We start from the raw sequence: 12,290 nt of genomic DNA, 5'->3' as shown, positions 1-12,290 counted from the left end.
GGCGATCTCCTGCGCCTGCGCGAACCGCGGGTCGGAGCCGAGGACGCTGGGATGGATGTTCAGTCCGGTATGCACGCCCCGCGAGCGCAGCCACGCGGCGAAGGCGTTCCAGTCGGGGAACCGGGTGGGATCGATCTCCCAGCCGTTCCACTTGTCCGGCGCCTTGAAGTCCGTGTCGACCACGAGGACGTCCAGCGGCACGCCCTCGCTGCGGAACCGCGACACGATGCTCTCGAACTCGGCGGCCGTGCGGTCGAAGTACTCCGAGTACCAGACGCCGTACGCCCATCGGGGCAGCAGCTTCGTCGGCCCGGTCAGCGTGGACAGCTCCCGCAGTCCACGCCGGAAATTCTGGCCGTACGCGAAGACGTACCCGTCCTGACCGCCGGCCGGGCGCGGGGTCACGCTGCCGGTGGCCGGGCTGTACAGCGCCGACGCCGAGTCGTCGAGCAGGGACCAGCCGTCCTGGTAGAGCAGCCCGGCGTAGGTACGGGCACCGCCGTTGACACCGTCCAGCCCCCGCCGGTAGCCGCCGAGCGGCGCGTGCGGGGCGAGCAGCGGTGCGCCCCGCCGCGCGACGGCGACGGTGTCCACGTTGACGTTGCAGCTCTGATCGGTGGGGCAGCCGAGCGCCACGGTGTTCGTGCCGGCCCGCAGGGGAACCACGACCGACCCGGTCCGCCAGTAGTCCCAGCCGCTGGTCGGCGGCAGGGTCGCCGTGACCGGCGAGGTGTCGTTGGCCGTCACCGTCATCGTCCGGGTCTGCACCGGCTGGCTGCCGGCCTGACCGTTGGCATAGCGCAGCTGCACCTGGTAGTCGCCCGCGGCGGGCACGCCGGTCACGGTGAGGGCGACCCCCGCGCCCGTACGTTCCAGGCCCGCCAGGAAGCCGTCGCCGGAATACCCGTTGTGGTCGTCGGCGCGCCGCGCCCCGCCGGCCGGCGCGCCCGTGTCCGCCTCGCACACCGCGCCGAACGCGCACGGCTCGGGAGTGGGCGGTGTGGGCGCGGGATATCCGGCTCCGGGCGCGAGCACCGCCAGGCTGTCGACGTTCACGTTGCCGGAGTCGCTCGCCGTCCGCACGAGGTTGATCTCGTGCCGGCCGGCGGTCAGGGTGAGCGGCACGGAGGCGAGCGCCCAGGTGTCCCAGTTCGCGGTCGGTGGCAGGGTGAGCGTGCCGGCCGCGACGCCATCCACCGTCACGGTCAGGGTGCGGGTGACGTTCTGGCCGTCCCCGCCGGTGCTGTTGGCGTAGCGGACGGCGAGCTGCTGCGGGCCCGCGGCGCCGGGACTGACGGCGAAGGCCAGGGAGGCGCCGGTGCCCTCGAAACCGGCAGCGAAGCCCGGCCCGGTGTAGCCGCGGTGATCGGCCGCCGCGCCCAGGCCGTGGAGGGCGAGCGTCTCGGCCTCGCACAGCGCCCCGGGCGCACAGGCCGGCGTACCGTGGCCGGCCCAGGGCGCGGCCGTCACGGACTGGCGGCCGGCTTTCAGCCGTACCGTCAGGTTGTCGGCGGTGAACGGCCCGGAGCCGACCCGGTAGCGCAGGGTCGTCGCGCCGGTGTCGATGGTCAGCCACCCGCCCGAGACCCGCTCGGTGAACCGGGTAGGGGCGAAGTCGTCGCGACCGATCACGGAGAAGGTGTCCGCGTCGGTGAACCGGCCGCCCGGGGCGTACTCCGTTCTGATCAGGGTCGGCGACAGGACCGCGAAGCGGGCGTCACCTGAGACGACGGTCCGCCGTTGCGCGGCGCCCGCCTGGGCGGCAGCAGAGGGTGTCAGCGCCAGGGCGCTCGTCACCAGGGTGAGGGAGGCCGCAGCGGCGACTCCCCGTCGAACGACATCGTGCACCGGCGCTCCCGGAACGAAGAGGATCTATCGATGGCAACGCTGTCATCCGCCGGTAAGCAAAGTCAACAGTTCTTTTTTGCCGGCGTCACAAAAGGTCCGGGCCCGGGTCAGGCGTGCCGGCATCGAGGCTGGCCAGCTCGCCGACCGTCGCCGCCTTAGCCGCGTTGTGTCGGGAACCCAGCGGGTGGCGCAGCGTCATTCCTGCCCGGCCGGGCTATGTCGGGCTTGGGGCTCTGGTGGTGCTGCAGCCGATTGTGTGGAGCGCGGCACACGACAACCGCATCGCGGTGTCGAGTCACATGGTCTGGATGTATGCGTTGCCGTGGGGCTGGGTGTAGCGGCCATGGGCTGGCTGCGAGGCCGCGCCGCGATCGCCGCCGTGGCGGCGTGTGCCGCCGTGTACGCGGTGATTGTGGCCGGTGAGCTGCGTTGACCCTGCTGGCTCCTCCTCCGAAAAGCGACTAGCGCAGCGTGCGGAGCCACCTGGCGGAGCCATCCGGTGGCGGTAGCGGGCCAGGTGTGCCGGTGTTGACCGGGCCGGGGCTGGCCGTTGTCGCCGCTGCGGCACCCGGAACCGTCGTGGTGCTAGTGGTGGTCATGATGGCGCAGCCGCTGAGCGGGTACACCGCTGCGGCGGCGGTGACCGTGAGCAGCCGTCAGCGCGGGCAGGCCGTTGACGACGGCATGTAGCGGTTCCTCGCCGAGGGTCAGGGTCAGGGTCAGGGTCAGGGTCAGCGGATGGTGATGACGGGGGAACGGCCGATCATGGTTTCCTGCGTGGCCGACGGCAACGCGTAGGCGCCGGCGGTGGTGTGGACCGCATCGAGCCAGAACTGGTAGCTCATCGCGCTGGTCAGACCGGTAACCGTGGCGCTCAGCATGCGGCAGGAGTGGGAGGCGGCGACGCTCTGCCATTTCGGACTGGGCTGGGTGATCAGCGGCGCCGAGCTCGGCGCCGAGGCCGGGGCAGGGTGAACGACCGTGGTGAAGCCCTGCGCGAGCGCGCCCAGGCGGTACATCACGATGCTGGAGTCGCCAGTGTCGAGCCATTGCACAGTGGCGGCGCCTTTACCGGCGGGGGTGGCCGGAATCGATCGCACGGTGGCGGCGCCGAGCCCGAACCCGCACGTCGCCGTGCCTCCGGCCGCCGCGGCGTGCGTCGCGGTGCCCGCGGCGGGGTGCGCGGCCGGAGCCGACGGCAGAGCCAGAAAGCCCGTGGTGGGTGTCGGCGACGGCGCCAACGCCCCAGGGGTGGCCTGCGCCGGGGCGACGCTCGCCGCCACCGGCTTGTTGCTGGTGTACCAGGACGACGCACTCGGTCGTGGGGAGGTGCCCGCCGCGACCGGCACGGGCGCGCTCGAAGAATTCAGCAGCGGCACGCCGCAACCACCCACACTCAGCGCGGCGGTTGCAGCCGCGCCGAACGCACCCAGACGCCGAGCCCGCATCTGCCACCACCTGTGCTCGTCGAACCGTTACAAGCCCCAGGTTCGACCGCGGCCGTGCCGGCGTGAGGCATGAAACCAGTTCGCACCCGAGCCCGCAGGGCTTGGCTCACACCGGAGCCATCGCATCGAAGTCTCGATGGGAGCCTGGCGTCCGCCCGTCCGACCGATCTTGGTGAGGTGGCACTCGCGAACCTCGATCAGTACGCACGGACGGACGGCAGAACCGACCCTCAGGGCCGAGCGGGCTTGGACGCGGTATAGAGCCACGTGGTGAACAGCGCGTCCAGGTTCCTGCCGGAAAGGTGCTCGGCCAGGGCGATGAACTGCGACGTGCGGCCGTTGCCGCCGCGGTGGGTCCGCGCCCACGTGCGGAGGATGCGGAAGAACGTCCGGTCGCCGACGGCCTTGCGCAGCTCGTGCAGAGTCATGGCTCCGCGGTTGTAGACGCCGCCGACGAACAGGTTGGGGGCCCCAGGGTCGGCGACCTTCGTGTGCCACAGAGATGCACTGGCGGGTTGCGCGTACAGGCCGTCGAAGATCGACTGCGCGGTGCCCAGACCCTCGTGCTCGCTCCACAGCCACTCGGCGTACGTCGCGAAGCCCTCGTTCAGCCAGATGTCCCGCCATTGGTGCACCGAGACGCTGTCGCCGTACCACTGGTGGGCCAGCTCGTGGACGACGGTGCTGGTGCCGGTCTCGACCGTCGAGAAGTCCTGCGGCGTGTAGATGGGGCGTCCCTGGTTCTCCAGGGCGTAGTCCCATTCGCCGTCGGCGTCGACGATGCCGCCGGAGGCGCGGAACGGGTACGGCCCGAAACGGCCGGACAGGAAGCGAAGGATCTCCGGCTCACGGGCGAGGATCGAGGTCGCCTGGGCGTACGTGGCGGCCGGCAGTGCCGGGTCGATCGCGTCGAGGAACCGGATGCCGTTCTTGCGATAGACCTTCAGGTCGAAGTGCCCGATCGAGGCCTGGGCCAGGTACGTCGCCATCGGCTCGGCCTGCCTCCAGCGCCACGTCGTCCAGCCGTGGGACGTCGACCGGCCGGCGGGCATGCCGTTCGAGATCGCCTGCAGGCCCTCCGGCACGGTCAGCGCGATCGAGAAGGACGCCTTGTCGCCCGGGTGGTCGTTGGACGGGAACCAGGCCTGGGCGACGTCCGGCTCGCCGAGGATCATCACGCCGTCGTCGGTCGGAAACGCGCCACCGTCGCCGAGATCCGGGTCGTGGATCGTCTTGGGGACGCCGTCGTAGACGATGGTGGTGTCGAAGGCGTGGCCGCGGCTGAGCGAGTGGCGGGGTGTCACGGTGAGTTCGGTGCCGGCTCGCGACCAGGTCGCCGCACGGCCGTTCACGGTGATCGACCGAATCGTCAGGCCGTCGAGGTCGAGGTTGAAGGCGGACAGGTGCTGGGTCGCGGTGGCGCGGAACGCGACCTGGCCGTGGAGCGTACGGGTGGACGGCGCGTACTTGATCGCGAGGTCGTAGTGCTTGACGTCGTACCCACCGTTGCCGTCCAGCGGGTAGTAGGGGTCGCCGATGCCAGGCGCGCCGGGTGTGGCGTGGGAGGGCGAAGCGGCGGCGGGACTGCCCACCACAGCGACGGACGTGGACAGCGCGAGCGCCAACGCTGCAGCCAGCTTTTTCATCATCGCAGCACGCTATCGGCCCTATTCGATCATGCCAAGCAGTCCGACGCCAGCCACCACGCCGCGCTCGCCAAGCACCAGCAGCACGACGACGCCCCGAACCTGCGGGAGACCATCGCCGACTGCGATGCCAAGATCACCCGATACCGCGCGACCCTCGACGCGGGAGGCGACCCATCGCTGGTCGCGGGATGGATCAGCGAGACGACCGCGATCAAGAGAGCGGCCGAGGCGCGGCTCGGCCTGACCGAGGCACCGCCCGAACGGATGAGCGAGGAGCAGATCGCCGCAATCGTGGACGCCTTCGGCGGACTCCTCGGCCTGCTCAGGCAGACCGATCCGCGTGACCGCACCGAGATCTACGCCCGGCTTGGCTTGGAGATGACATACCGTCCGGGCACCAGCACGGTGCTCGCGGAGGTGCGATCGAAGAACATCGATCGTGGAGATAAGTGGCGTCCGAGGACCGACACAGCGGATACGCCCACGGCGATTGTCCAGCGGACGTTGCCGCTTGCTGAGTCGTAATCGCGATGTCGCCTCGATGCGCCTCGCGGGTTCACCGAGGTGGAACGGTTCCACGCCCGGGACGCCGAGCAGTGGCTCGGCATACGGTCCCCTGCCACCCTGCCGTCAGACGCGCGGCGAGGCGCCGGCCATGTCGTGACGCCGGGCCGACCGGACGACCACCGCCGTGCCGCCCGACCTCGCAGAAGAAGCGCCGTCAGCCGCTACCCACCCGAGATACCCCCACGGACGCGCGGACCGCCTCCTCCGGCCGAAAACCCAGCCGGATCTTGTCCGCGATCTCATCCCGGGTGCGCAGAGCGGCGCGCCAGCCGACCACCGCGGCAGCCGCCTCGGCACCCGCCGGACCGCGCGCCTGGACCGTCCACGGCCGGCGGAACAGCACGCGTCCGGCAACGCCGACGACGACCAGCGCCACGACCGCGACAACATCGAGCACCAGCAGCAGGAGGGGCAGCAACAGCCACCAGAACAACACGCCGACCACGATCATCCCGACGATGACGGCGATGCCCACGACGATGTCGTCGCCGAGGTCGCCCCAGCCACCGCCACCGCCACCGCCACCATGGTGGCCACCACTGCCGCTCGGCAGATCGACGCCGAGGTCACCCACGCCGCCGTCGGTGCGGCGCCGGCGCCAGCCGCCGAAGCGCCGAGCGAGCGCCCGCCAGCGCGGTTCCCACACGACGCGGACTCGCCAGGTTCCACCGCCCGGTCGCTGGACGATCACGGTACGCACGCGGCCCAGTGTAGGGATGATCCGCAAAGTCGGCGCGGCTGGAAGACCCGCGTCGATCGGTGTCGGACGACCGGGGGTCGGCGCCCCCGGCCGACCACGGATCAGGAGGCGATCAGGTCATCGATCTGGTTGATCGCCGAGGTGGCGCCCTCCACCACGCCCATGTCGAGCACCTTCTGCAGCGCCTCGACCGACTGGTACCTGCTCACGTAGGTAGCGCGGGTGCCGCCGTCGTGCTCGGTGAAGGTGTAGACGTTGGTCGAGACCGGCATGTTCGGAGTCGGGTTGAAGTCCAGGTCGGCGAAGCCGTCGTCGAAGGAGAAGCTTCTGGGCTCGTCGACGGCGGTGACCAGCCAGTATCCGGCGAACTTCTCGCCCTCGGGACTGGTCATGTAGTAGGTCACCCGACCGCCGGGCCGGAGTTCGTGGTCGACCACGGTCGCCGGGTAGGTCGGCGGTCCCCAGACCTTTTCCAACTGGCGGGGGTCGGCGTAGACCTGCCAGATCCGCTCGACCGGAGCGGCGAAGTCCGCCGTGATGGTCAGGGTGAGGTTGTCGAGGTCCTGCTGGACGTCGGTCACGGGCATGGTTCAGTCCTCCTGGTCGGAGTCGGATGCGATGAGTACGTCGATGCGCGCGATGCGGCCACGCCAGACCGCTTCGAGCTCGGTGAGCATGGCGGCCACCGAGCGCACCGCCTCCACGTCGCCGCGGGCCAGCTGCTCGCGACCGTGGCGTCGCTTGGTGAGCAGACCGGCCTTCTCCAGCACGGCGACGTGCTTCTGTACCGCCGTGAAGCTCATGTCGTACTTGGCCGCGAGCGTGGAGATGGAGTACTCCCCGGCCAGCACCCGGCGCAGGATGTCCCGCCGGGTGCGGTCAGAAAGCGCGTGAAACAGAGCGTCCGCTCGGTCGGCGCTCTCGTCCGTCATGCCTCAGAATATACAACCGATCGGTTATACGTTGTCAAGCGTGGTGTCGAGCCGGCGCGACCGTCGGCGAGGCTGCCGGCGCCTACGGTCGTGCGGCCGCGTCGGCGGGCGGCCGGCTGGGCTGGACCGGCACGGCAGCCTCGCGGAGCCCGCGTCGCCGCCGCGTCACCGCCGCTATGGGCTGCCACGGTTGCGCGAGCCGCAACGGCTCCATGGCCTGGCCTGCCGCCCTCACGAGCGCGCCCGCGCAAAGGACCGCGTCGGCGGCCGGTGACACGTTCGGCGCCAACGCCCCGGCTTCTGCCCCCCCATTAGGGATTTTTGCCGCATCTATCGACGCCTGGCAATGTGGCGCGCGGGAAATCGGTAGTGGCGCGCACGCGGACGCGAGCGGCGCCTTCTCCGTGAACCTGACGGTGCCGGCGGTTGCGCCCGGTGCGGCCACCCTCGACGTGCGGGGCGGCGTGCTCGATCACGGCTGCGCCGACACGAGCCGCAAATGCGCCAGCTACTCGGTTCCGCTGACCATCAGCAGCGAGGCCGGGTAAGTCCGATCGCCGTTAGTAGCCGCCGGAACCCTTCGCGCACGCGTGACCAGCGTAGGGTCCGCGGCGCGGTTCTGGACAAAGGCATGGCCGGCGATCACAACCTGCGCGGTTCGATCACTCTGCAGTCCGCGCATCGGTCTCAGCCGGTGCTTGAGCCGACCATGATCGGCCTCGATCGGGTTGTTCGCGTACTGCTCGATGTGGTGCCACGCCGAAGGAACCAGCTCGTCGAGCACGCCCGGGGTAGACCGGCGAGGCGTCGGTGACCACCTCGGCCGGGATCACCTTGAGCGGGCGCAGCGCTCGGGTGAAGAACCCGCGGGCCGTTGCGGTGTCCCGGCGGTCCAACAGCAGCACATCGACGACCTGGCCGTGCAGGTCGATGGCCCGCTAGACGTAGCGCCAGACGCCGTTGACCTTGACGTAGGTCTCATCGACGAACGAACGGTCCCCCGGCGCGTGCCGGGCGACCCGGGCGGCGTCGGCCAGCAGTGGGGTGAGCCGGTGCACCCACCGGTAGACGGTGACATGATCGACCTCGATTCCGCGTTCGGCGAGCAGTTCCTCGACGTCGCGGAGGACAAGCCATAGCGCAGATACCAGCGCACCGCCACCACGATCACCTCGGCCGGGAACGGAAGCCGGCGAAGGCCGAGCGTGGAGGCGACGAGTGGCCAGACCGGACTGCGGGCCTCATCGGTCAAGCCTGCCTGACGATCCCATCAGCCAACGCAACAAAGCCCCTGAAAGTGGCTCGGTGCAACCGACCTGCGGACCAGGTCTGTGGCACGTGCCGAGGATCAGGCCGTGCCGACGAGTTTGAAAACCACGGCTTCGTCGCCGGCGTTGATCAGATGGGCGTTGTCGACGTCGCGCCGGCTGGCTGGGCTGCGTTTCCAGGTAGAGGACGCCTGCTTGCAGAATCCCAGGATCCGGCGAGTCACCGCGACGGGGATCCCGTCCGCGGCCAGGTGCGGGTCGCCGCAGGCTTCGTCGCCGGCGACTCACCGGGAGGAACGGCTCTTGATCACGCTCCTGGTGATGGCGGTGGCGGTCGCCGTGCTCGCGACGGCGTTCATCGTCTCCGACGGGGAGCCGAACTGGCAGGAGGGCGCCTTGTTGGATTGCGCTCTACGCGATCATTGCCACGACCTTCCGGTGGGCTAACCGTCCCGGATGCCGGGCGCAGAAGCCCGGGTTCGCGGCCACCCGGTGATGCCCTGCCGGACCTTTGTCATCAGAACGCGAGCGGGTAAGAACACTGGCAGCACGCCCACCGCATCCGCCGGCAGGTCTGCCGGGCGCCGGCGCAGAGGTGTCGTTCGCACGCAGCGGCCTGACAGCGCCGTGGCAGGACCGGTCCGGCAGCCTGCTCGAGTTCGCCGAGGCGTGCGACGTGCCGGTGCGCTGGTCCTGCCGTACCGGCGTCTGCCAGACCTGCGAGAGCGGACTGCTGTCCGGCGAGGTGGGTTACGACCCCGAGCCGATCGACCCGCCCGCAGACGGCAACGTCCTCATCTGCTCGGCCCACCCCGGCGGCCCGCTCGTGCTCGACCTTTAGCAGCCGGCAACCGCGACGCGCCGGCGCTGATGTTCATCAAGGCGCCCGAGGCCAAGACCGGCAAGAACCGGCCGCACTTCGACCTCGCGGGGCCAAGTCGCAGACTGGCACACCGAAGTCGACCGGCTGCTTGCGCTCGGCGCCAGCCGGCTCGAGGAACACCGAGGGGGCCGGCCTCGCCAGGAAGGCGCCCGATGTCCGGACGAGGAGGATTGCGCGTTCATCGATGTTGCTCTATGTCTGGCCGTGTGCTTAAGTCGGTCTATGTCCGTGCTGCGCGAGACCCGCCGGCGCGCCGTCCTTCTGACGGTCCTGTGCCTGATGGCGGCTACAACCGCTACCCTCCCGGCCAGCGCCGCCGAGGCGGCCACCACGATCATCATCAACGGCAACGCTCCGGGCCGCACCTTCGACGGCATCGGCGCGATCAGCGGCGGCGGCGGCAACAGCCGCCTGCTGATCGACTACCCGGAACCGCAGCGCGGTCAGATCCTCGACTATCTGTTCAAGCCGGGCTACGGGGCCGATCTGCAGATGCTCAAGGTCGAGGTCGGCGGCGACACCAACTCGACCAGCGGGGCCGAGCCGAGCCACCAGCACACGGCCACCGATCTCAACTGCGACCGCGGCTACGAGTGGTGGCTGGCCGAACAGGCCAAGGCCCGCAACCCGGCCATCAAGCTCTACGCCCTGGCCTGGGGCGCGCCCGGCTGGATCGGCAACGGCACCTTCTGGTCCACCGACATGATCAACTACTACCTGGGCTACCTCGACTGCGCGAAGCAGAGCCACGGGCTGAGCTTCGACTACCTGGGCGGCTGGAACGAGCGCGGCTACAACAAGGCCTGGTACGAGCAACTCAGGTCCACGTTGAACAGCCGCGGCTACCGCAACGTGCAGGTGGTCGCGGACGACACCAGCTTCGACCCGGCCAACGACGTGGTGAGTGACCCGGCGTTCGCCGCCGCGGTCGACATCCTCGGCTCGCACTATGTCTGCGGGTACCGCGGTTCGCAGAGCACCTGCCCGAGCACCGCCAACGCGGTCGCCTCCGGCAAGAAGATCTGGGCCAGCGAGAACGGCTCGGACGACTACAACCTCGGCGCCGTGGCACTGGCGCGGGGCATCAACCGCGGCTATCTCGACGGCAAGATGACCGCGTACATCAACTGGCCGCTGGTAGCCGCGATCACGCCGAACATCCCTTATCCGACCATGGGTCTCGCCCTTGCCGCGCAGCCCTGGTCCGGCAACTACTCGATCGGCAAGAACGCCTGGGTGATCGCGCACACCACCCAGTTCACCGCGCCCGGCTGGCGGTATCTGGACAGCTCCTCGGGCTACCTGGGCGGCAACCGCGCCAACGGCAGCTACGTCACCCTGCGCGACCCGGGCAGCGGCAACTACAGCACGGTCATCGAAACCATGGACGCGACCGCCGCCCAGGCCTTCACCGCCACGGTGACCGGCGGCCTGTCCACCGGGACCGTGCACGTCTGGTCGTCGGCCCTGAGCTCCAGCAACCAGGCGGACCTCTTCGCGCACACCCTCGACCTCACCCCGTCGGGCAACGCGTACACCGTGACGCTGCAGCCCGGCCGGGTGTACACCCTGAGCACCACCACCGGCCAGGGCAAGGGCACCGCGACCGGCCCGGCGGCGGCGAGCTTCGCCTTGCCGTACAGCGACGGTTACGAGAACAACGCGGTCGGCACAGAGGCGAAGTACCTCGCCGACATGCAGGGCGCCTTCGAGGTGACCGCCTGCGGTGGCGGGCGCGGCGGTAAGTGCGTGCGGCAGATGACGCCGCGTACCCCCATCCCGTGGGCCGACGTGACCGACCCGTACGCGCTGCTGGGCGACACCGGCTGGAGCAACTACAAGCTCTCCGCCGATGTGCTGCTCGAGAACGCCGGCTACGCCGGGCTGATCGCCCGGGCCGGGACCGAGGTCTACGGCAACTTCGGGCTGAACGCCTACTACCTGCGACTGTTCAACACCGGCAACTGGGAGCTGCAGCGCAACGACACCAGCGACAGCCAGACGCTGCTACGTCAGGGTACGGTCGCGGCACCCGGCACCAACACCTGGCACAACCTGGCGTTGACGGTCTCCGGCAGCACCATCACGGCACAGATCGACGGCGCCACGGTCGCCACGACAACCGACACGGCGTGGGGTACCGGTCAGGTGGGCATCGGCACGAGCCAGACCGAGACCGCTCAGTTCGACAACTTCGCCGTCACGGCAGTGGCCGGGCCGCCGCCACCGCCGTCCGGTCCGGTGCGGGGCGTCGGGTCCGGCCGCTGCCTGGACGTTCCCGGGGGGTCCCGAACCAACGGCACTCAGCTGATCATTTGGGACTGCAACGCCGGAGGCAACCAGCAGTGGACCCGGCAATCCGACGGCACGCTCCAGATCTACGGGAACAAGTGCATGGACGCGCAGGGCAACAACACCGCCCCCGGGACCGCGGTGGCGATCTGGGACTGCAACGGCGGCACGAACCAGCAGTGGAGGATCAACTCGGACGGCACCATCGTCGGAGTCCAGTCGGGACTCTGTCTGGACGTGACCGGCAATGCCACCGCCAACAACACCTTGGTCGAGATCTGGACCTGCAACGGTGGCGACAACCAGAATTGGACCACACCCAGCTGATGCGTACGCGGCCGGCCTCTGCGAGTGTGCAGAAGCCTTCCGCGTGATCGCCGTGCCGGTTCGCCGTGTTCGGATACACCTCTGGGCGATGAGCCGAGGCGTGGTTGCGGCTGTTGTTCCTCGCCGGCTCGCTGCCGTGCGCGCGCCGCACCGATAGTCGGGCACCATTCGTGAGCTTGCAAATTCCTCCGAAGCGTGGACCGCCTCGACAAGCAGCTGTACTAGCCCATGGGGATGCTGCTTCTAGGTAGCGGCAGGGGCGTGCCGCCGGGGCCGTGGGAGTTCCGGTATCCGGGCTTTGAATCTAGCGATTGGCGTTGGTGATCATGTGGCTGCCTATATGACCTAGGAGGCTCGAGCGGTCCACTGCCCGCCG

General features: G+C 69.7%; 11 protein-coding genes and 2 pseudogenes. 5 read left to right on the top strand and 8 right to left on the bottom strand.

The features are described 5' to 3' along the window. Positions 1-1,848 (bottom strand): carbohydrate-binding protein (locus ACIBO8_RS37025; protein ID WP_396120212.1); only part of this gene is annotated, 1,848 nt, incomplete at its 3' end. 525 nt (positions 1,849-2,373) lie between these two features. On the opposite strand from ACIBO8_RS37025, the gene ACIBO8_RS37020 reads away from it, so the two are divergent. Further along, on the top strand, positions 2,374-2,538 hold the full coding sequence (locus tag ACIBO8_RS37020) for a hypothetical protein (RefSeq protein ID WP_396120211.1): 165 nt from the start codon (positions 2,374-2,376) through the stop codon (positions 2,536-2,538). 41 nt (positions 2,539-2,579) lie between these two features. Here the strand turns inward: ACIBO8_RS37020 and ACIBO8_RS37015 are convergent, their stop codons facing one another. Both ACIBO8_RS37015 and ACIBO8_RS37010 read right to left on the bottom strand, forming a co-directional pair. Further along, positions 2,580-3,296: a hypothetical protein gene (locus ACIBO8_RS37015; protein ID WP_396120209.1), complete on the bottom strand. Its 717-nt coding sequence runs from the start codon at positions 3,294-3,296 to the stop codon at positions 2,580-2,582. 230 nt (positions 3,297-3,526) lie between these two features. Further along, on the bottom strand, positions 3,527-4,888 hold the full coding sequence (locus tag ACIBO8_RS37010) for a M1 family metallopeptidase (protein WP_396120208.1): 1,362 nt from the start codon (positions 4,886-4,888) through the stop codon (positions 3,527-3,529). Between ACIBO8_RS37010 and ACIBO8_RS37005 the strand changes: the two genes are divergently transcribed. Further along, positions 4,856-5,470 carry a hypothetical protein gene (locus ACIBO8_RS37005; RefSeq protein ID WP_396120207.1) on the top strand — a complete coding sequence of 205 codons (615 nt, stop codon included), beginning with the start codon at positions 4,856-4,858 and terminating at the stop codon, positions 5,468-5,470. The two genes, ACIBO8_RS37010 and ACIBO8_RS37005, sit on opposite strands and share 33 nt — an antisense overlap. A gap of 196 nt (positions 5,471-5,666) precedes the next feature. On the opposite strand, the gene ACIBO8_RS37000 is transcribed toward ACIBO8_RS37005, so the two are convergent. The 5 genes and pseudogenes from ACIBO8_RS37000 to ACIBO8_RS36980 form a co-directional block, all read right to left on the bottom strand. Beyond that, on the bottom strand, positions 5,667-6,212 hold the full coding sequence (locus ACIBO8_RS37000; protein WP_396120206.1) for a hypothetical protein: 546 nt from the start codon (positions 6,210-6,212) through the stop codon (positions 5,667-5,669). A 101-nt stretch (positions 6,213-6,313) separates the two neighbouring features. After that, the gene (locus tag ACIBO8_RS36995) at positions 6,314-6,799 is read right to left on the bottom strand and encodes an SRPBCC domain-containing protein (protein WP_396120205.1); all 486 of its coding nucleotides are present in this window, start codon (positions 6,797-6,799) and stop codon (positions 6,314-6,316) included. 3 nt (positions 6,800-6,802) lie between these two features. Continuing rightward, positions 6,803-7,144, bottom strand: a complete 342-nt coding sequence (locus ACIBO8_RS36990) for an ArsR/SmtB family transcription factor (protein ID WP_396120204.1) — start codon at positions 7,142-7,144, stop codon at positions 6,803-6,805. 616 nt (positions 7,145-7,760) lie between these two features. Further along, a pseudogene (locus tag ACIBO8_RS36985) lies at positions 7,761-8,389 on the bottom strand (IS6 family transposase); the annotation flags it as partial. A 145-nt stretch (positions 8,390-8,534) separates the two neighbouring features. After that, positions 8,535-8,663: pseudogene (locus tag ACIBO8_RS36980) on the bottom strand (IS3 family transposase); the annotation flags it as partial. Positions 8,664-8,715: 52 nt separating this feature from the next. On the opposite strand from ACIBO8_RS36980, the gene ACIBO8_RS36975 reads away from it, so the two are divergent. The 3 genes from ACIBO8_RS36975 to ACIBO8_RS36965 all read left to right on the top strand — a co-directional run bounded on the left by ACIBO8_RS36975 (position 8,716) and on the right by ACIBO8_RS36965 (position 11,914). Continuing rightward, complete coding sequence (locus ACIBO8_RS36975) at positions 8,716-8,859, top strand: hypothetical protein (protein ID WP_396120203.1); 144 nt, start codon at positions 8,716-8,718, stop codon at positions 8,857-8,859. A gap of 148 nt (positions 8,860-9,007) precedes the next feature. Then, on the top strand, positions 9,008-9,253 hold the full coding sequence (locus ACIBO8_RS36970; protein WP_396120202.1) for a 2Fe-2S iron-sulfur cluster-binding protein: 246 nt from the start codon (positions 9,008-9,010) through the stop codon (positions 9,251-9,253). Between the two features lie 264 nt (positions 9,254-9,517). Further along, the gene (locus tag ACIBO8_RS36965) at positions 9,518-11,914 is read left to right on the top strand and encodes a ricin-type beta-trefoil lectin domain protein (protein WP_396120201.1); all 2,397 of its coding nucleotides are present in this window, start codon (positions 9,518-9,520) and stop codon (positions 11,912-11,914) included. Positions 11,915-12,290 lie beyond the last annotated feature (376 nt).

It is taken from the genome of Actinoplanes sp. NPDC049681 (assembly GCF_044465265.1).
Taxonomy (GTDB): domain Bacteria; phylum Actinomycetota; class Actinomycetes; order Mycobacteriales; family Micromonosporaceae; genus Actinoplanes.
This window is presented reverse-complemented; position numbering and strand designations above follow the sequence as displayed.

What these genes read in the sequence shown, in the direction of transcription:
- ACIBO8_RS37015 (WP_396120209.1), bottom strand. Translation starts at nt 3,296, where the DNA reads ATGCGGGCTCGGCGTCTGGGTGCGTTCGGCGCGGCTGCAACCGCCGCG.
- ACIBO8_RS36995 (WP_396120205.1), bottom strand. Translation starts at nt 6,799, where the DNA reads ATGCCCGTGACCGACGTCCAGCAGGACCTCGACAACCTCACCCTGACC.
- ACIBO8_RS36990 (WP_396120204.1), bottom strand. Translation starts at nt 7,144, where the DNA reads ATGACGGACGAGAGCGCCGACCGAGCGGACGCTCTGTTTCACGCGCTT.
- ACIBO8_RS36965 (WP_396120201.1), top strand. Translation starts at nt 9,518, where the DNA reads ATGTCCGTGCTGCGCGAGACCCGCCGGCGCGCCGTCCTTCTGACGGTC.